Below are 18,450 nucleotides of genomic sequence, written 5' to 3' on the forward strand. Positions count from 1 at the left end.
ATCTGTCAAGCGGTTATTTTCAGAAGTTTTCAAAGTTTCCTTTGCAACTTCAACCACTTGCGCTTCCGATCTCTCGTTAGCGGGAGGCGAATTCTACAGCGTTACTCGCTGCTGTCAACACCTCTTTTTCTCCGCTTTCGACCGAGAAGATCGAACCGTCAATCAAGCGAAAACACACTGCTCAACCAACTCCTTCTGGGCTTCGATGATCTGAAGCAACTCGCTGTCGAAAACTGCGTAACTCTTTGTTTACCAAGGAGTTTTCCGTTTCGACTGCGCCGGAAGTGGGGCGAATTATAGACTTCCAGAATCTGCCGTCAACCCCTGATTTGGCTTTTCTATCAGGATGTTCAAAATCACCGCTTATATATAGACGCGCCCGCCTTGAATGCGCAGTATATTGCCCAATACACGAAACAACCCTTTCGCTCCCTGCCTTGGACGATGCCACGCAATGAATGACCAGCCTCGCAGCCTAGCCTCCACCCTGTTCTCGGTGGGCTTGCTATTAATAGCCATGGCGTCGATCCAGTCCGGAGCGTCCCTGGCCAAAAGCATGTTCCCTGTTATCGGCGCTCAAGGAACGACGACCCTGCGATTGATCTTCGCGAGCCTGATCATGCTCGTGCTTCTGCGCCCCTGGCGAGCCAAGCTCACCAGTAAATCCCTGCGTACCGTCATCGTCTACGGTATGGCGCTGGGCGGTATGAACTTCCTCTTCTATATGTCCTTGCGCACCGTCCCCCTGGGCATCGCGGTAGCGCTGGAATTCACCGGCCCCTTGGCGGTGGCCATCTATGCCTCGCGTCGCGCGATCGACTTTCTGTGGATCGCGCTGGCCGCCATCGGATTGCTGCTGTTAATACCAACAGGCGCAACAACTGCAGGTATCGACCTGCTCGGTGCGGGCTATGCCCTAGGCGCTGGTGCCTGCTGGGCGATCTATATCCTCTTCGGCCAGAAAGCCGGCGCCGACAACGGCGTGCAGACTGCCGCATTGGGAGTGATGATCGCTGCGCTGTTCGTCGCGCCTATCGGTATTGTTCATGCCGGCACTGCGCTGTTGACGCCATCGTTGATCCCTGTGGCCATCGGCGTTGCCATCTTGTCCACCGCCCTGCCCTATACGCTGGAGATGGTCGCCCTTACCCGAATGCCGGCCCGCACGTTCGGAACACTGATGAGTATTGAACCTGCGATCGGTGCGCTGTCAGGCTTGCTGTTCCTCCAGGAGTTCCTTTCATTGTCACAATGGATGGCCATCCTGTGCATCATTCTGGCTTCTGTTGGCGCGACCATGACCATGGGAAGCGCCTCCAAGCCCGCCGTCGCGGCGGATTGATGCAGGATTTGACGAAGCTCTGGTATTTACCGCGCATTTAGGCCATGTTTAGGCCCGCAACCCAATGTCGGACATGGACTTTTTCAGGATAGGGATATCAGAGACGCTTCGAACGAAAGCGAGTACAGCCAGACCCGGGCACAAAGATCCGGGGACGCTTTAAGGACAGCAATGAAACGAATTTTGATACTGATCGCCGTACTTGCAGTTGCGGGCTGCGCGGCGACGTCGGAAACCCATACCAAACGTGGCAAGAAAGGGTTGCATGTCAACTGTTCCGGACTTTCATCATCCTGGGACAAGTGCTACACCAGCGCCGCCAATTCGTGTGCGCCGAAAGGCTACAAAGTCATCGCCAAGTCAGGGGATGGCGTGGAAGAACCGGGCGATTATCCGTTTGGTCTCAATCCCGCCGGCTATACAAGCCGCAGCATGATCGTGATCTGCAAATAGGTTGATGCCGTCGCTTCAGGTTCGCGGGCCTGCGATCTGACGGCCAATCTCATCGTAACTGGACTTCAACACCGTGCGCTGGACTTCTGGCGTGGCCAGCATTCGCGCCACCACCAATGCCCCGATGCATTGCGACAGAATGGCCCAGGCCAGGCTGTCGCTCTCCAGTATCTGCGCCCAACTCTCCTGAAGCCGACAAATCCATTTCTCCGCCTGCTGGCGAATCACCACGTCTGAACGGGCAATTTCCGCGCCCAGTGCCGGCAACGCACAACCGGATTCCGGATGTTCAACATGGGACATGCTCAGGTAGAGCTTCAAACAGCGTTCTAGCCTGTCACGGTCCTGGTCAGCCCCGAGGCGTTCCAGGCTTTGACACAGCTCTTTTTCGACGATTGAAGCGAACAGTTCATCCTTCGACGAAAAATGGCTGTAGAACGCGCCGCCACTCAGGCCAATAGCTTTCATCAAGGCATCGACACCGACCGTAGAGAAACCGGACTTCTTCGCGGACACCGCACTGCTTTCCAGCAGCTTCTCCCTGGTTTCCAGTTTATGACTGGCCGAGTAACGCATTGCCTTTCCCTCAGGATTGATCGTCTTGACGCTTGCCCAATCGTAGCATAACGTTCGTTTAGTTAACGATCGTTTAGCAAAGGGATCTACCATGAATAACAAGAAGGTCGTACTGGTCGTCGGTGCAGGTGATGCCACGGGCGGCGCTATCGCCAAACGTTTTGCGCAAGAAGGTTTCGTCGCGTGCGTTACCCGGCGCAGCGCAGACAAACTCCAACCGTTGGTGGACGCTATCAACGCTGCTGGCGGTGAAGCCCATGGCTTTGCCTGCGACGCGCGCAAGGAAGAGGACGTGATTGCGCTGGTCGAGCAGATTGAAAGCCAGATCGGCCCCATCGAAGCGTTTGTGTTCAATATCGGCGCCAACGTGCCGTGCAGTATTCTCGAAGAAACGGCACGAAAGTATTTCAAGATTTGGGAAATGGCCTGTTTCTCAGGCTTTCTCAACGCCCGTGAAGTGGCCAAGCGCATGGCCAAGCGTCAACGGGGCACGATCCTGTTTACCGGCGCCACCGCCGGCATGCGTGGCGCTGCGGGCTTCGCGGCGTTCGCCGGGGCCAAGCATGGCATTCGTGCGCTGGCCCAGAGCATGGCCCGTGAACTGGGACCGATGAATATTCACGTTGCTCACGTCGTCGTCGATGGCGCTATCGATACCGATTTCATTCGCGATTCCTTTCCCGAGAAGTATGCAACCAAGGACCAGGACGGCATCCTCAATCCCGAACACATTGCCGAGAACTACTGGTACCTGCACAGTCAGCCCCGCGATGCCTGGACTTTCGAGCTGGACCTGCGGCCCTGGAGTGAACGCTGGTAAGCCCTCCCCAACAACAATAATCAGAGAGCATCGACCATGAGCAAAACCGTGGAGTTCTACTTCGACCTCGGCAGCCCCGCCACCTACCTGGCGTACACCCAACTGCCGAAAATCTGCGCGCAGACCGACAGTCAGCTGATCTACATTCCGATCCTGCTGGGCGGTGTCTTCAAGGCCACCGGCAATGCTTCGCCGGCGACCATCCCGGCCAAGGGCCTCTATATGTTTCAGGACCTCGATCGTTACGCCAGACGGTACGGTGTGCCACTGAAATTCAATCCGAACTTTCCCATCAACACGCTCATGCTGATGCGCGCGGTCACCGGCATGCAACTGCGCCACCCGGAACGCTTCCAGGCCTTTATCGACTGCCTGTTCCATGCGGTTTGGGTTGAGGGTCGCAACCTCGACGACTTGGCGACCGTCGCTACCGTACTGACGCAGAACGGCTTTGATCCGACAGAAGTGCTGGCTTTGACGGCTGATGAAGACGTCAAAGCCGTGCTCAAGAACAACACCGAGAAGGCCGTGCAACGCGGTGTGTTCGGCGCACCCAGCATGTTTGTCGATAACCAGCTGTTCTTCGGCCAGGATCGACTGGATTTCGTCCTTGAAGCCCTTGCTTAGATCTCGATGACCAACCGTCCCTGAGCCGTTCCCGAAACGAGCAGCTCATGGGCGGCCTCGGCCGTTTCCAGCGTGAACGTCCGAGGATCCATCAATGGCATCAGCTTACCCGCCTCTATCAACCGCGCCGCCTCGCGAAGAATCTCCCCGTGATGCTCGCGCCCCACACCGGTGAGCAACGGCAACAACGTGAACACCCCGGAATACGTCGCCCCGCGAAACGAAAGCGGCGCCAGACTGTGCTGCCCCCAACCGAGGCAGCTCAAGACATGACCGTGATAAACCCGCGCGGCCTTGAAGGAAGCATCGAGCGTTTCACCGCCCACCGTGTCATAGACAATATCGAAGCCCTCGCCGGCCGTATGCTGCGCCACATAGTCCTCGACCGAAGACTGGCGGTAATCGATAAACGTCGCGCCGAAACCTTCGATGAGTGCCTGATGCCTCGCAGAACCTGTCGCAAACACCTGGGCACCGAAGGCGCGCGCAATTTGTATCGCGACATGACCCACACCACCCGCCCCACCGTGAATCAGCACCTTCTGGCCCGCCCGCACACGTGCCCGATCCACCAACCCCTCCCACGCCGTGATCAGCACCAGCGGTAATCCCGCGGCCTCACGCATGCTCAAATTGTCCGGTTTATGTGCCAACAATCGGGCGTCGACTGCTGCGTACTCGGCCAAAGAACCTTGCGCGCCGCCAATGCCCGTCGCCATGGCATACACCTCATCGCCCGGCTGCCATCCGGTCACACCCTCGCCCACACCCTCAACGATTCCCGCCAGATCAATCCCCACTGTCGCCGGCAATGCCTGACGCGCATGAGCCGCCTGGCCGGCACGGATTTTCCCGTCCAGCGGATTTACGCCGCTGGCCTTGATCCGGACCAGCACCTGCCCCGCTTCGGGCTCCGGCCGTTTAATGGAAGCCAAGCGTAGCGGTGCATTGGCCGAGTCGACAATCAGAGCGCGCATTTCAGTTATGTCCGTCATTTCGCATATTCCTGTCAGAGTTGGCTGTGGGATAAATCCTCCTCCAATTCACTCATGCCGATAAGACGCCATTTAGCTATAGTGACCATGCCTATTTGGCATCAATGAGAAACCCCGTGGATAAACTCAATGCAATGACGATCTTTGTCCGCGTCGTCGAACGCGGCAGCTTCTCTGCCGTTGCCAGGGAGATGCAGACCAGCCAGCCCACTATCAGCAAAGTCTTGAAAGCGCTGGAAACCGAACTGGGTGGAAAACTGATTGCCCGCAGCACCCGCCAGCTTTCCCTGACCGATGAAGGTCAGCGTTACTACAACGAATGTCGACAGATCCTCGCGGCTGTCGATGCAGCGGAGCACAGCTTCCAGTCCGGCAGGGAGCGCATCGCCGGTCACTTGCGCATCGGCTCCTCGGTGAGTTTCGGGCGTTTGCAGATCGCCCCACGCCTGGCGGAATTCCTGACACGTTATCCCGGGATCGACATTGACCTGCAATTGAGTGATCAAAACCAGGACCTGGTCCGCGAAGGGCTGGACGTCACGTTCAGGATCGGCGAGCTGAACGACAGCGACCTGATCGCCCGCCACATCGGCACCACTTATCGAGTGACTGTCGCAGCGCCGGGCTACCTCAAGCAACACGGCCAACCGCAATTACCGGAAGAACTGAGCAGGCACAACTGCTTGCAGTTCAACCTGCTGAACAGTCAAAACCTGTGGATTTATGAGAAAGATGCCCAGCGCCACGAAGTGCGGGTCAAGGGCAACGCACAAAGCAACAACTCGGAGGCGATCCGCGAGATGGTGTTGGGAGGACTGGGGATTGCGCTGTCGCCGGTGTGGCTGTTCAGCGAGGACCTGAAAGCCGGGCGAGTGACGGCGATTCTGCCGGACTACGTTGCGCAGTCGCTGCCGATCCATGCCGTGTCCCCGGCGAATCGTCGCCAATCCGCCAGGGTCAAAGCATTCGTCGATTACATGAGCCAGGCGCTGGAAGCAGCGCCTGAACTCAGGCCGATCAGATAGCGGCGGTTCGAGTGTTCAACCACTCCAGTGCTGCGCCGTCGAGCAACGGGCTCAAGCGTTCGCGCACTTCAGCGTGATACGCGTTGAACCATTGTTTTTCGTCCTGAGTCAGCAACGACGGTTCCAGGCAGCGCGTGTCTATCGGGCACAGGGTCAGGGTTTCGAATTTCAGGAACTCACCGAATTCGCTCTTGCCCGCTTCACGGTTCAACACCAGGTTCTCGATCCGCACACCCCAGCGGCCCGGACGGTAAGTGCCCGGTTCGATGGAGGTGATCATGCCCGGCTGCATCGCGGTTTGCGGTGCCGCCGCGGCTTGATAGGCAATCACTTGCGGGCCTTCGTGAACGTTGAGGAAGTAACCCACGCCGTGACCGGTGCCGTGACCGTAATCGACGCTTTCCGCCCAGATCGGCGCTCGCGCGATGGAATCCAGCAACGGCGACAAAATGCCCCGAGGGAATTGCGCACGGGACAACGCAATCACGCCTTTCAACACGCGGGTGCAATCACGTTTCTGCTCATCCGTCGGCGTACCGACCGGCACCATCCGCGTGATGTCAGTGGTGCCGCCCAGGTATTGGCCGCCGGAGTCGATCAGCAACAGACCGTCGCCTTCGATCACCGCGTGTTCTTCTTCGGTGGCGTGGTAATGCGGCATCGCACCATTGGCGTTGAACGCAGCAATGGTGTTGAAACTCAGCGACACATAATCCGGACGACGGGTACGCGCCGCGGTCAGGTGTTCGTCGATGGTCAGTTCGGTGATGCGCTCGCGGCCCCACGCCGACTCCAGCCAGGCGAAGAATTCGCACAGCGCCGCGCCATCCTGCTCCATCGCTTTGCGGATGTGCTCGGCATCGGCCAGGCTTTTTTGCGATTTGGCCAGCGTCGTCGGGTTCAGGCCTTCGACCAGTTTTACGCCGCTGTCCAGGTTGTCCAGCAGGCCAGCCGTGACACGCGCCGGATCGACTTGCAGACTCGCGCCGCTCGGTACCGCGCGCAAGGCGTCGGCCACTTCGCTGTAGTCGCGCAGGGTTACGCCGTCCTGCTCGAGGATCGCGCGCAGTTCGGTGCTGACTTTGCTCAAGGCCACAAACAGGGTGGCCTGTTGCTGGCTGATCAACGCGAAAGAAACGAACACCGGGTTGAACGACACGTCGCCGCCGCGCAGGTTGAACAGCCAGGCGATGTCGTCGAGGGTGGCGATGAAATGCCAATCGGCGCCCCGCTCTTTCAACACCTCGCGCAGGTTGGCGAGTTTGTCGCCACGGCTGACCGTCGCCTGAGGCGGCAAGTGCTGATAGATCGGCTCGTTCGGCAGCGTCGGGCGATCACTCCAGACTGTGCTCAACAGATCGATGTCGGTACGCAGTCGGGCGCCGCGCTCTTCGAGTTTGCCACCCAGCGTACGCGCCGAGGCCACGGCCATCACCGCACCGTCTACCGCGACGACGCCGCCTTCAGGGGTTTGCTCGGCCAGCCAGTCCAGCGGCCCGGGCTGACCCGGCTGCAACTTGACCAGCTCAATGCCGCTGCCCTTGAGTTCCTTGGTCGCTTGCTCCCAATAACGGCTGTCCGCCCAGACGCCGGCGAAATCCGGCGTCACGATCAGCGTGCCGACCGAGCCGTGGAAGCCCGACAGCCATTGCCGCCCTTGCCAGTAGCCCGGCAGGTATTCCGACAGGTGCGGGTCCGCCGACGGCACCAGCAGGGCATGGATACCCTCCCGGCTCATCAGCTCGCGGGTGTGCGCCAGGCGCTCGGGCACCGATCCATTGATCGAAGGCTGCGTACTCATCGTGTCTCCTGCTAATCACTTCATCATTATTGTTGAGTGCCGATCTCAGTCGGCGCTTAAAGACGCTACTGCCAGAATGCCGGAGCACTGGCGCAGGCCGCTTTGATCAGTTGCACCGCCTGGTCGATATCCTGCTCGGTGGTAAACCGGCCCAGGCTCAAGCGAATGGTGCGACCCGCCGAACGGGCATCATGCCCAAGGGCAAGCAGAACGTGGGACGGCGCATTACTGGCGGAGTTGCAGGCCGAGGTCGCGGAAAAGGCGATCGAGGCGTTCAGTGTCGCCGAGTTGAACTCGCCTTCGTTGAAAGTCAGGCTCAGGGTATGGGGAATGCGCTGGGTGGCGCTGCCGTTGAGGCGTACGCCGGGAATGCTCAGCAGCGGTTCGAGCAAGCGCTCACGCAGACGCACGATCGTGGCTTTCTCTTCATCGAACAGTTGCGCCGCCAACGCGAAGGCCACGCCCATGGCGGCAATCTGATGAGTCGCCAACGTACCGGAACGCAGACCGCCTTCGTGGCCGCCGCCGTGAATCTGCGCCTGCAAGCGCTGCTGCGCACGCGGCCCCACATACAACGCGCCGATGCCTTTGGGGCCGTAGATCTTGTGCGCCGAAAACGACATCAGGTCCACCGGCAACTGCGTCAGGTCAATCGCCACTTTCCCCGCGCCCTGAGCGGCGTCGACATGGAACAACGCATCGCGGGCACGCACCACTTCGCCGATGGCCGCGATGTCATTGAGCGTACCCAGCTCGTTGTTGACCAGCATCAGCGACACCAGAAAGGTGTCGTCGCGCATGGCCTCGCTGACGGCTTGCGCGGTGATCAGACCTTCCTCGTCCGGCACCAGATACGTCACGGCAACACCCGTGTCCTGCAATTGCTTCGCCGTGTCGAGAATCGCCTTGTGTTCGATCTGGCTGGTGATGACATGACCACCGGAGATTCCCCGGGCCTGGGCCACGCCCTTGAGGGCGAGGTTGTTCGATTCGGTGGCGCCGGAGGTCCAGACGATCTGGTCTGCTTTCGCCCCGACCAGTTCGGCCACCTGCTGCCGCGCCTGCTCGACCGTTTGCCGGGCCTGCTGGCCGAACGCATGGGAGCTGGACGCCGGGTTGCCGAAGTTGCCGGAGAACCCCAGGCACTCGACCATGACCTGAATGACCCGCTCATCCACCGGCGTGGTGGCGGCGTAGTCGAAATACAACGGACGTTTATTCATAAAAGACTCGCAGAGCTTGTTCCGGGATCAGGTGCGGGCAACCAGTCAACCAGCAATACCTGATCGGATGCGTAATAGAAGTACGACTTCATTGAAAAGTGCGTAGGAACGCTCCTGAAGTCGAGCTTAACAGGCATCGGGCAACCGGATGAAGCAATGCGTCAGCTAAAGCTTTCAAGCAACAACGGATACAGCGAAACCACCAGCAGCGCGGCCATGCCCCAGTTGAACATGCGCAACCAGCGACGGTCCTTCAGCACGTTGCGCAACAGCGTGCCGCACGCCGCCCAGACACCGACGCTCGGCAGGTTGATCAGGGCGAAGACCGCGGCAATCACGACCACATTGGTGAAATAGCCCTGCATCGGTGTGTAGGTGCTGATCGCACCGATGGCCATGATCCACGCCTTGGGATTGACCCACTGGAACGCTGCGGCGCCGAGGTAGCTGATGGGTTTGCTCTCCCCCTGCTCACCGTCGGAAACCGGCCCGGAATGCGCGATTTTCCACGCCAGGTACAGCAAATACGCCGCACCGACGTAACGCAACACGGTGTAGAGCAACGGATAGGTTTGAAACACGGCGCCCAGGCCGAAACCGACGGCCACGACAAGCACAAAGAAGCCGCAGGTAATGCCAAGCATATGGGGGATGGTGCGGTTAAAGCCGAAGTTCACACCCGATGCCAGCAACATGGTGTTGTTCGGGCCGGGAGTGATCGAGGTGACAAGGGCGAACAGGGCGAAGCCCAGCAGCAGATCGAGCGAGAGCGTCATGGGTAGCAGTCCATCAGGGTCAGTCAGGTATTGACCCTATCGCACACCCTGAGAGAAACCCATGGACAGTTGGGTGAAACTTCGAGCGGTACAGTCGCTCAGCTTGGACGGCCGTGAAGCTGAACGGCGCGCTCGGCGTTCATCTCGCCTTGCTTGTCAAAACTGAAAGCTTTCTGCGGTTCGCCGAGCAGTTCGGCTTTTTTCGCGTGGTATTCGTCGAAGGACAAGCCGCGACGATTCAACGCCTCCAGCGCCAGTTCCCTGCTTTCTTCAGCAGTGTAGGGCCGCAGTTCCGGGGAAACATGGCTGGCACATCCGGCGAGAACGGAGACCGCAAGCAGCAAGAAAGTGGCGAGTAGGGTTTTCATGGTGTGGCGTCCTGGCATCTGGGTTCGGGTCAATGAACACAGGCTACCCGTGCTATCCGATGGGCAGAAATCAACGCTTTCGATAGTGGCTATCGACTTTGCCTAATGACCCTCAGCCCCACGCTCCACATATTTCCATATGATCTATAAATATTAATTTATGGTCTTTTACGGAATAACAACCAGGCTTTATAACAACCCCATCGCTTTTCACAACTGTTGCCCACGCAACTGTTTGCCAGGCAACAGTCATTCAACAAACAGTCCTTCAAATCGAACAGCGCGCTTTCTTCAATACGCTGCAAGCCACGGAAAACAAGGGCTCGAAGGATTGGTACAGCTCTTGCTCAAGCCCTGTGACTACTCACTGCTCGCTGAGCAACTGTTTAAAAAGGAACTGATCATGTCGCGTCCATTGAAAGTCGTTGCCCTGTCCGGCGGAACCTGGCGGCCGTCCCGCACATTGGTGCTGACCCAGGCGCTGTTGGCCGAACTGGCCGGGCAATTGCCGATCGAGAGCAAGCTGATCGAACTGGGCGACATCGCCCGTCCACTGGGCGCTGCACTCTCGCGTCAGGAACTGAGCGCAGACATCGAAGCCGAGCTGCAAGCCATCGAAAACGCCGACCTGCTGATTGTCGCTGCGCCGGTCTATCGAGGCTCCTACCCGGGCCTGCTCAAACACCTTTTCGACCTGATCGATCTGAACGCGCTGATCGATACGCCGGTACTGCTTGCCGCCACCGGTGGCAGCGAACGGCATGCGCTGGTCCTCGATCATCAGCTGCGACCGCTGTTCAGTTTCTTCCAGGCGCTGACCCTGCCGATCGGCGTCTACGCCACCGAAGCCGATTTCGCCAATTACCAAATAACCAGTGAGCCCTTGAAGGCCCGCATTCGTCTTGCTGCAGAACGCGCCGCGCCGTTGTTCGGCGTGCCCCCCAAAAATCTGCTGAAAATCGCTTAAGGATCTCTTCATGGATGTTTTCTGGTTTCTGCCGACCCACGGCGACGGCCATTACCTGGGCACCACTCAGGGCGCCCGCCCGGTGACCCTCAATTATCTGAAGCAAGTGGCACAGGCCGCTGACAGCCTCGGCTACCACGGCGTGCTGATTCCCACCGGACGTTCCTGCGAGGATTCGTGGGTGATTGCTTCGGCGCTGGTGCCGTTGACCGAACGCCTGCGCTATCTGGTGGCGATTCGTCCGGGCATCATCTCGCCGACCGTCTCGGCACGCATGGCGGCCACGCTGGATCGACTGTCCAACGGCCGTTTGCTGATCAACGTGGTGACCGGCGGCGACCCGGACGAAAACCGTGGCGACGGCATCTTCCTCGATCACAGCGAACGCTACGAAGTCACCGACGAATTCCTGAAGATCTGGCGCCGGGTGCTGCAAGGCGAAGCGGTGGATTTCGAAGGCAAACATTTGCAGGTGCAGAACGCCAAGGCGTTGTACCCGCCGGTGCAGAAACCCTATCCGCCGCTGTACTTCGGCGGTTCGTCCGAAGCCGCCCATGAACTGGCCGCCGAGCAGGTCGATGTCTACCTGACCTGGGGTGAACCACCGGCCGCCGTGGCGGAAAAAATCGCCGATGTGCGCGAGCGTGCGGCACGCAATGGGCGCACGGTGAAGTTCGGGATTCGCCTGCACGTGATTGTTCGTGAGACCGCGGAAGAGGCCTGGAAAGCCGCCGACAAACTGATCGAACACATCAGCGACGAGACCATCGCCGCCGCGCAGAAGTCGTTCTCGCGTTTCGATTCCGAAGGCCAGCGGCGTATGGCGGCGTTGCATGACGGACGTCGCGACAACCTGGAAATTGCCCCCAACCTGTGGGCCGGTGTGGGCCTGGTGCGCGGCGGTGCCGGGACGGCGCTGGTGGGTGATCCGCAGCAAGTGGCGGCGCGCATCAAGGAATACGCGGATCTGGGGATCGAGAGTTTCATCTTCTCCGGTTACCCGCACCTTGAAGAGGCGTATCGCTTTGCCGAACTGGTGTTCCCGTTGTTGCCTGAACCGTATGCCAGCCTGGCGGGGCGCGGTGTCACCAACCTCACCGGGCCGTTTGGCGAAATGATCGCCAATGACGTGCTGCCCGCCAAAGCCACGGCCTGACCCACGACCTTGTAGGAGCGAGGCTTGCCCGCGAAAGCGTCCGGACATTCAACATGGATGCTGGTTGACACGACGCCTTCGCGGGCAAGCCTCGCTCCTGCAGGGATCCGTGTCGAATTCATTGAGGAACTCGCGTGACTGCCAAGCCGCAAAGCACTCTGATATCTCCCTTGCAAACCGCCCGCCGATTGGCCGCCGAGTTTGCCCTGACCGCTGTCGAGCGCGATGAACGTGGCGGTACGCCCAAAGCCGAACGTGATGCCTTGCGCCACAGCGGCCTGCTCGCGTTAAGCATTCCCACTCAGTATGGCGGCCTCGGCGCCAGCTGGAGTGACACCCTGACCATCGTGCGCGAGTTCGCCAAGGTCGACAGTTCGATTGCCCACGTCTTCGGTTTTCATCACCTGATGCTCGCCACCGTGCGCCTGTTCGCCCGGCCCGAGCAATGGCAGCCGTGGTTCGAACAAACGGCACGCAAGAACTGGTTCTGGGGCAATGCCCTCAACCCGTTGGACACCCGCACCGTGGTGAAGAAACTCAGTGGCTGGCGGGAGTTTTCCGGCAAGAAAAGTTTCTGCTCCGGCGCCAGCGATTCGGAAATGTTGATCGCCTCGGCGGTGGACGAAAGTGCCGGTGGCAAGCTGTTGATCGCCGCCATTCCCAGCGGTCGCAGCGGCATTACCCTGCACAACGACTGGAACAACATGGGCCAGCGCCAGACCGACAGTGGCAGCGCCACGTTCGAACGGGTGCGGGTCGAAGAGTCCGAACTGCTGCTCGATCCGGGTCCGCTGAGCACGCCATTCGCCTGTCTTCGTCCATTGATCGCGCAGCTGACGTTCACCCACATGTTCCTCGGCATTGCCGAAGGCGCCTTCGAAGAGGCGCGGCAATACACCCTCACCGAAACCCGCCCATGGCACAAATCCAGCACTCAGGATGTGCGTCAGGACCCGTACGTGCTCGGCCATTACGGCGAATTCTGGGTGGCGCTTGAAGGCGTTCGCCTGCTGGTGGAACGCGCCGCCGACCTGCTCGACAAGGCCTGGGCGAAAGGCCCGAACCTCAGCGCCGAAGAACGCGGAAATCTGGCCACCGCGATCGCCACGGCCAAGGTCGCCGCCACCCGCAACGGCCTCGAACTCTGTAGCCGGCTGTTCGAAGTGACCGGTGCACGTTCGACTCACGCCTCGCTGCGGCTCGACCGCCACTGGCGCAACCTGCGCACGCAAACCCTGCACGACCCGGTGGATTACAAACTCCATGAACTGGGCGACTGGGCACTGAACCAGTCCTTGCCGATTCCGACTTTCTATTCATAGCCTTCATGGAGCCTGCCCCATGCAACTGCTGACCTTACCGCCCTCGCCCGCCCTGGCGACCTCCATCCGCGCCACGGCCCAGGTGTTCGAAGACCCGAAATCCCAGGCCTTGCTCGCCCACATCCAACAAGTCGCGCCCAGTGAAGCCAGCGTGCTGATCATTGGCGAAACCGGCACTGGCAAAGAGCTGGTGGCACGCCATATCCACAACCTAAGCGCCCGGCGCAATCGGCCATTCGTGGCGGTGAACTGCGGTGCGTTTTCCGAATCCCTGGTCGAGGCCGAACTGTTCGGCCACGAAAAAGGCGCGTTCACCGGGGCCTTGAGCGCCAAGGCTGGCTGGTTCGAAGAAGCCGATGGCGGTACGTTGTTCCTCGATGAAATCGGCGATCTGCCGATGGCGATTCAGGTCAAGCTGCTGCGGGTGTTGCAGGAGCGCGAAGTGGTGCGACTGGGTTCGCGCAAGAGCATTCCGATCAACGTGCGTGTGCTGGCGGCGACCAACGTGCAACTGGAAAAAGCCATCAACGCCGGGCATTTCCGCGAGGATCTGTATTACCGCCTCGACGTGGTCAGCCTGGAACTGAGCCCCCTGCGTGATCGCCCCGACGACATCCTGCCGCTGACCCGCCACTTCGTCGAAGCCTACAGCCAGCGCCTGGGCTACGGCACCATCACCATCAGCAAAGAGGCCGAACTGAAACTGCGCAGCTACAGTTGGCCGGGCAACATTCGTGAACTGGAAAACGTCATTCACCACACCCTGCTGATCTGCCGTAACGGCGTGATCGAACGCGATGACCTGCGCCTGTCGAACATGCGCATCGAGCGTCAGGACGATTCCCACGGCAACTTCGACGATTCACCGGAAGCCTTGCTTGATCGGGCGTTCCAGAAGCTGTTCGAGGAACAGGCCGGCGCGCTGCACGAAAAGGTCGAAGACGCCCTGTTGCGCGCGGCCTACCGTTTCAGTCATTACAACCAGGTGCACACGGCTGCGCTGCTGGGGTTGAGCCGCAACGTAACGCGCACGCGACTGATCAAGATCGGCGAACTGGCGGTGAACAAGCGCCGGCCCACGGAAAACGTGCAGGGCGAGCGCTTGATGCAACTGTCGATTTAATCCACCAGATTGCAATGCAATGCGTTGTCGTGACTGCGTTCCAGGCTGTGCAGCACCTGGAACGAGCCGAACGTCACGGTTTTCGCCTGATGGGCGCGAATCAGCTGCCAGAAATCCTGCTCGCCGCTTTCAAAACTCCGGAACGCGGCTTCCCCCGCCTCGCGCGATTGCCATTGCAGGTAATTGAGCACCCGCCGGCCATCGTCGCTGGCCTGGATACTGGCACTTAGAAATCCGCTGTAGCCTTGGGCCAGACGCTCGGTTTGCCTGGATAACGCCGACACCAATGCAGGTTGCTGATGGGGTTCGATCTCGAATTCGATCAACTGGGTGAAGCTGCGATTTTTCTCTGGCGCTTGCATGAAAAGTCCCCACTGACGTGTAAGGCAGATCTTGCGATCCGAAGGCGTGCAGGGTAAAACCTCGAGTTAACTAGAGGTCAAGAGGCATTTTTTAAATGATCACCTCGGAAAATCTGCATAAAGAACTCACCGTCGGCCAGCTCGCCGCCCGCAGCGGTGTGGCGGTCACGGCGCTGCACTTTTATGAATCCAAAGGGCTGATCAAAAGCAATCGCAATCAGGGCAACCAGCGGCGTTATCCACGGGAAGTGTTGCGGCGGGTGGCGCTGATCAAGGTGGCGCAGCGCCTGGGGATTCCGTTGGCGGAGATTGGCGAGGCGTTGAAAACCCTGCCGGATAACCGGGCGCCGACGGCGGCGGACTGGAAGGTGTTGTCGGGGCAATGGAGTCGGGACCTGGATGAGCGGATCAATCAGCTGACTTTGCTGCGGGACAAGCTCAATGGCTGTATCGGCTGTGGGTGTTTGTCGATGGAGGCGTGTCCGTTGCGCAATTTTGGGGATGTACTTGGGGAGCAAGGGCCGGGGGCGCAGCTGTTGGAATCGAGTTTATGACTTACCTGTGGAGAGGGGATTTATCCCCCTTGGACTGCGTAGCAGTCCCTTTTTTGGGGGCCGCTTCGCGGCCCAACGGGGATAAATCCCCTCGCCACAATGCTTGCGTTTAGAACCCCGGCGCAATCTGCCCTTTGTAGCGGGTCAGGATGAACTGGCGGACCTCATCGGAATTCAACGCCTTGGCCAGTTTCTGCAAACCCGGGTCATTGATGTTATCCGGACGGGCCACCAGAAACTCGATGTACAGGCTCTTGCCCTTCTCGACGATCAAAGCACTGTTGGTGTCGATCCCCGCTTCCAGCGCGTAGTTGGCGAAGACAAACGCCAGGTCCACCTGGCTCACCGAACGCGCCAGCAACGCACCTTCCAGTTCACGGATTTTCAGGTGTTTCGGGTTTTCGATAATGTCCCGCTGAGTCGCCAGTGTATTGCTCGGATCCTTGAGTTTGATCAGTCCTGCCTCGTGCAGCAGCACCAGCGCGCGGCCGGTGTTCACCGGGTCGTTGGGGATGGACACGGTGGCGCCATCCTTCAGTTCGGTGATGTTTTTTATCTTGGTCGAATAGGCCCCGAACGGTTCGATGTGCACGCCGACCACCGGCACCAGGTCGGTGTGGCGGGTCTTGTTGTAGTCATCGAGAAATGGCCGGTACTGGTAATAGTTGGCGTCGAGGTTCTTTAGTGCGAGCTGCTGGTTGGGCTGGATGAAATCGGTGAAGACCTTGATGTCCAGGTCCACGCCTTCCTTGGCCAGGGTCGGTTTGACGAATTCGAGGATCTCCGCGTGCGGCACCGGCGTGGCACCGACGGTGAGTTTTTCGTTGGCGTGAACGCTCAACGACACGAGGGCAGCCAGAATGGCCAGGGTCTTTTTCATGGTGTGCTCCTAGGCAGATTGAGTGGCCGTCGTGGGGTGGACGTGGGGCCTGATTGTTTTGTAATTCGAATGTCTATCGTCGGCTGTAACGCGCCACCAATCGGTCGCCGGTCATTTGCAGGGCCTGGACCAGAATCAGCAGAAGCACCACGGTGACCACCATCACGTCGGTCTGAAAACGCTGGTAGCCGTAGCGGATCGCCAGGTCGCCCAGACCGCCGCCGCCAATCACACCGGCCATTGCCGTGTAATCCACCAGCACAATCGCGGTCACCGTGACCGCCGCCAGCAACCCGCCCCGGGCTTCGGGCAACAAGGTGTGGCGGATGATTTGCCAGGTGGTGCCACCCATGGACTGGGTCGCTTCCACCACCCCGCGATCGACTTCGCGCAAGGCGGTTTCCACCAACCGCGCAAAGAACGGCGTGCAGCCGACCACCAGCGGCGGAATGGTCCCCGGCACGCCCAGCGAGGTCCCGACCAGCAACGTGGTCAGGGGAATCAGCACGATCAGCAAAATGATGAACGGCAGCGAACGCAGCGTGTTCACGATCACCGACAGCACCCGGTAAACGCCGATCGCTTCGTGCAACTGGTGTTTACCGGTGAGGAACAGCACCACGCCCAGCGGCAACCCCAGCAGCACGGTAAAACCAAGGGCGGCGCCGAGCATGCTCAACGTATCGAGGCAGGCCTGGCCGATATCGGCCCAGTAAATGTGTTTGAACCATTCGGCCATGATCAGGACCAGTCGTGGCGCGGCGGTTTGACGCCGTTGAGCAACCAGTTGCCGACCACGTGGTACTTCCAGCGCACCGGGTCATGCAGCGTGTGCACCCGGGCGTTGCGCCAGTGACGGTCGAAGTTGTGCTTCTTCAGGGTCGAGCGGGTACCGCCGAGTTCGAACAGTTTGCTGCTGGCTTCGATGGCGATTTCAGTCGTCAGCACCTTGGCCTTCGCGACGGCGAGGGACGCTTGGGCGACGTTGTCTTCATCGGGTGCCGAACGTGCCGCGTCCAGCGCCCAACCGGCGCGTTCCAGCAAGGCTTCGGCGGCTTCCAGACGAATCTCCAGACCACCGACCTGAATGATGGTCAACGGATCTTCGCTGGCCTTTTCCACGCCCGCATCGATCCATGGCCGCGCGAACTGCTGAACGAAGGCGATGGTGTCACGCAGGGCCGCGCGGGCGATGCCGGCGTCGATGGCGGCGGTGGTCAATTGCGCGAACGGCCCGGCCAGGGTCGGGCTCTCATAGGAGCGATAAGTCGGGAACACATTGAACGCCGAAACGCGCAGGTCCTCGGCCAGCACGGTGCCGCTGGACGTGGTGCGCTGACCGATGCTGTCCCAATCGTCAACGATCACCAACCCTTGGGTGCCGCGTTCGACGAAGGACAACTGGCCCTTCTGTTCTTCATCCAGCGCCAGCACCGCCAGCCAGTGGGCGTAGAGCGAGCCGGTGCAGTAACCCTTGCGGCCGTTGATCACATGGCCGTCGCCATAGCGGCGGATGGTCGCCTGAATGTCCTGCACGTTCTTGCCGCCGGTTTCCGACAAGGCATTGGCGAACCGATGCCCTTGCAACGCCAGACCGAAGAAATGCGCCTGTTGTTCGGGCGTGCCTTGCAGGCGAATATCTTCCAGCAGGCAATAGTGGTTTTGCGGGATCTGCCCGAGGGACGGATCGGCCGCCGAGATGATCGCGATGACCTGCGCCAGCACTGCGTACGACACCTGTGCGCCACCGAATGCTTTCGGCACGCTGATGCCCCACAAACCACTGTTGGAATACAGGTCGACGATCTCGGCAGGCACCTGGCGTGTGCGGTCGCGCTCGGCGTCCTGTTCCAACAGGACCGCAGCGACGCGCTCGGCCACGCGCAAGGCTTCGGCTTCATCGGCGATCCGATGGGCGGCCGGCGGGTTGATCGGATAAACGGCAGATTCAGGCATACAAGTCTCTCGGTACCAGTGTTTATCCAAGGACATTGCAGCTTCTGTGCCTGACCGCCTGAGCCCGTGTTTTCGGGCAGTTCACGGCTATTTCGCGGACTTGAAGAGACGTAACCCGAGCATT

The 18,450-nt window shown here is 59.8% G+C and carries 20 protein-coding genes; 10 read left to right on the forward strand and 10 right to left on the reverse strand.

Annotation, left to right across the window (positions count from 1 at the left end; all coding sequences use genetic code 11):
• Nucleotides 1-454 precede the first annotated feature (454 nt).
• A complete protein-coding gene (gene rhtA / locus J2Y86_RS09320) occupies nt 455-1,342 on the forward strand; it encodes a threonine/homoserine exporter RhtA (RefSeq protein WP_253430080.1) in 888 nt (295 codons plus the stop codon).
• Between the two features lie 171 nt (nt 1,343-1,513).
• Nucleotides 1,514-1,795: a hypothetical protein gene (locus J2Y86_RS09325; RefSeq protein ID WP_084323506.1), complete on the forward strand. Its 282-nt coding sequence runs from the start codon at nt 1,514-1,516 to the stop codon at nt 1,793-1,795.
• A gap of 15 nt (nt 1,796-1,810) precedes the next feature.
• Here the strand turns inward: J2Y86_RS09325 and J2Y86_RS09330 are convergent, their stop codons facing one another.
• Nucleotides 1,811-2,371, reverse strand: a complete 561-nt coding sequence (locus J2Y86_RS09330; protein WP_253430083.1) for a TetR/AcrR family transcriptional regulator — start codon at nt 2,369-2,371, stop codon at nt 1,811-1,813.
• A gap of 91 nt (nt 2,372-2,462) precedes the next feature.
• On the opposite strand from J2Y86_RS09330, the gene J2Y86_RS09335 reads away from it, so the two are divergent.
• Both J2Y86_RS09335 and J2Y86_RS09340 read left to right on the forward strand, forming a co-directional pair.
• Nucleotides 2,463-3,191, forward strand: coding sequence for an SDR family oxidoreductase (locus J2Y86_RS09335; protein WP_253430086.1), 729 nt, complete (start codon nt 2,463-2,465; stop codon nt 3,189-3,191).
• A gap of 36 nt (nt 3,192-3,227) precedes the next feature.
• Nucleotides 3,228-3,818 carry a 2-hydroxychromene-2-carboxylate isomerase gene (locus tag J2Y86_RS09340; RefSeq protein ID WP_253430089.1) on the forward strand — a complete coding sequence of 197 codons (591 nt, stop codon included), beginning with the start codon at nt 3,228-3,230 and terminating at the stop codon, nt 3,816-3,818.
• Here the strand turns inward: J2Y86_RS09340 and J2Y86_RS09345 are convergent.
• Nucleotides 3,815-4,813 (reverse strand): zinc-dependent alcohol dehydrogenase family protein, encoded by a 999-nt coding sequence (locus tag J2Y86_RS09345; protein WP_253430092.1) that lies wholly within the window; start codon nt 4,811-4,813, stop codon nt 3,815-3,817. The two genes, J2Y86_RS09340 and J2Y86_RS09345, sit on opposite strands and share 4 nt — an antisense overlap.
• A gap of 104 nt (nt 4,814-4,917) precedes the next feature.
• Here J2Y86_RS09345 and J2Y86_RS09350 point away from each other — a divergent pair, with 104 nt between their 5' ends.
• Nucleotides 4,918-5,838 carry a LysR family transcriptional regulator gene (locus tag J2Y86_RS09350; protein ID WP_253430095.1) on the forward strand — a complete coding sequence of 307 codons (921 nt, stop codon included), beginning with the start codon at nt 4,918-4,920 and terminating at the stop codon, nt 5,836-5,838.
• On the opposite strand, the gene J2Y86_RS09355 is transcribed toward J2Y86_RS09350, so the two are convergent.
• The 4 genes from J2Y86_RS09355 to J2Y86_RS09370 all read right to left on the reverse strand — a co-directional run bounded on the left by J2Y86_RS09355 (nt 5,831) and on the right by J2Y86_RS09370 (nt 10,006).
• Complete coding sequence (locus tag J2Y86_RS09355; RefSeq protein WP_253430098.1) at nt 5,831-7,639, reverse strand: aminopeptidase P family protein; 1,809 nt, start codon at nt 7,637-7,639, stop codon at nt 5,831-5,833. The two genes, J2Y86_RS09350 and J2Y86_RS09355, sit on opposite strands and share 8 nt — an antisense overlap.
• 65 nt (nt 7,640-7,704) lie before the next feature.
• The gene (locus J2Y86_RS09360) at nt 7,705-8,862 is read right to left on the reverse strand and encodes a cysteine desulfurase family protein (RefSeq protein ID WP_253430103.1); all 1,158 of its coding nucleotides are present in this window, start codon (nt 8,860-8,862) and stop codon (nt 7,705-7,707) included.
• Nucleotides 8,863-9,023: 161 nt separating this feature from the next.
• Nucleotides 9,024-9,638, reverse strand: a complete 615-nt coding sequence (locus J2Y86_RS09365; protein WP_253430106.1) for a LysE family translocator — start codon at nt 9,636-9,638, stop codon at nt 9,024-9,026.
• A 98-nt stretch (nt 9,639-9,736) separates the two neighbouring features.
• Nucleotides 9,737-10,006, reverse strand: a complete 270-nt coding sequence (locus J2Y86_RS09370) for a hypothetical protein (protein ID WP_253430109.1) — start codon at nt 10,004-10,006, stop codon at nt 9,737-9,739.
• 403 nt (nt 10,007-10,409) lie between these two features.
• Here J2Y86_RS09370 and msuE point away from each other — a divergent pair, with 403 nt between their 5' ends.
• From msuE to J2Y86_RS09390, 4 genes are all read left to right on the forward strand, one after another.
• Entirely contained in the window at nt 10,410-10,973 is a 564-nt protein-coding gene (gene msuE, locus J2Y86_RS09375) for an FMN reductase (protein ID WP_253430112.1), read from the forward strand.
• A gap of 10 nt (nt 10,974-10,983) precedes the next feature.
• On the forward strand, nt 10,984-12,129 hold the full coding sequence (ssuD, locus tag J2Y86_RS09380) for an FMNH2-dependent alkanesulfonate monooxygenase (protein ID WP_253430115.1): 1,146 nt from the start codon (nt 10,984-10,986) through the stop codon (nt 12,127-12,129).
• Between the two features lie 134 nt (nt 12,130-12,263).
• Nucleotides 12,264-13,451 (forward strand): acyl-CoA dehydrogenase family protein, encoded by a 1,188-nt coding sequence (locus tag J2Y86_RS09385; protein ID WP_253430118.1) that lies wholly within the window; start codon nt 12,264-12,266, stop codon nt 13,449-13,451.
• Nucleotides 13,452-13,470: 19 nt separating this feature from the next.
• A complete protein-coding gene (locus J2Y86_RS09390; RefSeq protein WP_253430121.1) occupies nt 13,471-14,574 on the forward strand; it encodes a sigma-54 interaction domain-containing protein in 1,104 nt (367 codons plus the stop codon).
• Here J2Y86_RS09390 and J2Y86_RS09395 read toward each other — a convergent pair.
• Nucleotides 14,571-14,936 (reverse strand): antibiotic biosynthesis monooxygenase, encoded by a 366-nt coding sequence (locus J2Y86_RS09395; RefSeq protein ID WP_253430125.1) that lies wholly within the window; start codon nt 14,934-14,936, stop codon nt 14,571-14,573. The genes J2Y86_RS09390 and J2Y86_RS09395 overlap by 4 nt on opposite strands.
• Nucleotides 14,937-15,031: 95 nt before the next feature.
• Between J2Y86_RS09395 and soxR the strand changes: the two genes are divergently transcribed.
• Nucleotides 15,032-15,490 (forward strand): redox-sensitive transcriptional activator SoxR, encoded by a 459-nt coding sequence (gene soxR / locus J2Y86_RS09400; protein WP_253430128.1) that lies wholly within the window; start codon nt 15,032-15,034, stop codon nt 15,488-15,490.
• A 109-nt stretch (nt 15,491-15,599) separates the two neighbouring features.
• On the opposite strand, the gene J2Y86_RS09405 is transcribed toward soxR, so the two are convergent.
• From J2Y86_RS09405 to J2Y86_RS09415, 3 genes are all read right to left on the reverse strand, one after another.
• Nucleotides 15,600-16,370 (reverse strand): MetQ/NlpA family ABC transporter substrate-binding protein, encoded by a 771-nt coding sequence (locus J2Y86_RS09405; RefSeq protein ID WP_253430132.1) that lies wholly within the window; start codon nt 16,368-16,370, stop codon nt 15,600-15,602.
• A gap of 73 nt (nt 16,371-16,443) precedes the next feature.
• Complete coding sequence (locus tag J2Y86_RS09410) at nt 16,444-17,109, reverse strand: methionine ABC transporter permease (protein WP_253430135.1); 666 nt, start codon at nt 17,107-17,109, stop codon at nt 16,444-16,446.
• A gap of 2 nt (nt 17,110-17,111) precedes the next feature.
• On the reverse strand, nt 17,112-18,326 hold the full coding sequence (locus J2Y86_RS09415) for an SfnB family sulfur acquisition oxidoreductase (RefSeq protein WP_253430138.1): 1,215 nt from the start codon (nt 18,324-18,326) through the stop codon (nt 17,112-17,114).
• Between the last annotated feature and the right edge of the window lie 124 nt (nt 18,327-18,450).

This window comes from Pseudomonas migulae (genome assembly GCF_024169315.1).
Classification (GTDB): domain Bacteria; phylum Pseudomonadota; class Gammaproteobacteria; order Pseudomonadales; family Pseudomonadaceae; genus Aquipseudomonas; species Aquipseudomonas migulae_B.

Bases quoted from the DNA above. Each gene is read 5' to 3' on its own strand.
- rhtA (WP_253430080.1), top strand. From the start codon at position 455: ATGAATGACCAGCCTCGCAGCCTAGCCTCCACCCTGTTCTCGGTGGGC.
- J2Y86_RS09325 (WP_084323506.1), top strand. From the start codon at position 1,514: ATGAAACGAATTTTGATACTGATCGCCGTACTTGCAGTTGCGGGCTGC.
- J2Y86_RS09330 (WP_253430083.1), bottom strand. From the start codon at position 2,371: ATGCGTTACTCGGCCAGTCATAAACTGGAAACCAGGGAGAAGCTGCTG.
- J2Y86_RS09335 (WP_253430086.1), top strand. From the start codon at position 2,463: ATGAATAACAAGAAGGTCGTACTGGTCGTCGGTGCAGGTGATGCCACG.
- J2Y86_RS09340 (WP_253430089.1), top strand. From the start codon at position 3,228: ATGAGCAAAACCGTGGAGTTCTACTTCGACCTCGGCAGCCCCGCCACC.
- J2Y86_RS09345 (WP_253430092.1), bottom strand. From the start codon at position 4,813: ATGACGGACATAACTGAAATGCGCGCTCTGATTGTCGACTCGGCCAAT.
- J2Y86_RS09350 (WP_253430095.1), top strand. From the start codon at position 4,918: ATGAGAAACCCCGTGGATAAACTCAATGCAATGACGATCTTTGTCCGC.
- J2Y86_RS09355 (WP_253430098.1), bottom strand. From the start codon at position 7,639: ATGAGTACGCAGCCTTCGATCAATGGATCGGTGCCCGAGCGCCTGGCG.
- J2Y86_RS09360 (WP_253430103.1), bottom strand. From the start codon at position 8,862: ATGAATAAACGTCCGTTGTATTTCGACTACGCCGCCACCACGCCGGTG.
- J2Y86_RS09365 (WP_253430106.1), bottom strand. From the start codon at position 9,638: ATGACGCTCTCGCTCGATCTGCTGCTGGGCTTCGCCCTGTTCGCCCTT.
- J2Y86_RS09370 (WP_253430109.1), bottom strand. From the start codon at position 10,006: ATGAAAACCCTACTCGCCACTTTCTTGCTGCTTGCGGTCTCCGTTCTC.
- msuE (WP_253430112.1), top strand. From the start codon at position 10,410: ATGTCGCGTCCATTGAAAGTCGTTGCCCTGTCCGGCGGAACCTGGCGG.
- ssuD (WP_253430115.1), top strand. From the start codon at position 10,984: ATGGATGTTTTCTGGTTTCTGCCGACCCACGGCGACGGCCATTACCTG.
- J2Y86_RS09390 (WP_253430121.1), top strand. From the start codon at position 13,471: ATGCAACTGCTGACCTTACCGCCCTCGCCCGCCCTGGCGACCTCCATC.
- J2Y86_RS09395 (WP_253430125.1), bottom strand. From the start codon at position 14,936: ATGCAAGCGCCAGAGAAAAATCGCAGCTTCACCCAGTTGATCGAATTC.
- soxR (WP_253430128.1), top strand. From the start codon at position 15,032: ATGATCACCTCGGAAAATCTGCATAAAGAACTCACCGTCGGCCAGCTC.
- J2Y86_RS09405 (WP_253430132.1), bottom strand. From the start codon at position 16,370: ATGAAAAAGACCCTGGCCATTCTGGCTGCCCTCGTGTCGTTGAGCGTT.
- J2Y86_RS09410 (WP_253430135.1), bottom strand. From the start codon at position 17,109: ATGGCCGAATGGTTCAAACACATTTACTGGGCCGATATCGGCCAGGCC.
- J2Y86_RS09415 (WP_253430138.1), bottom strand. From the start codon at position 18,326: ATGCCTGAATCTGCCGTTTATCCGATCAACCCGCCGGCCGCCCATCGG.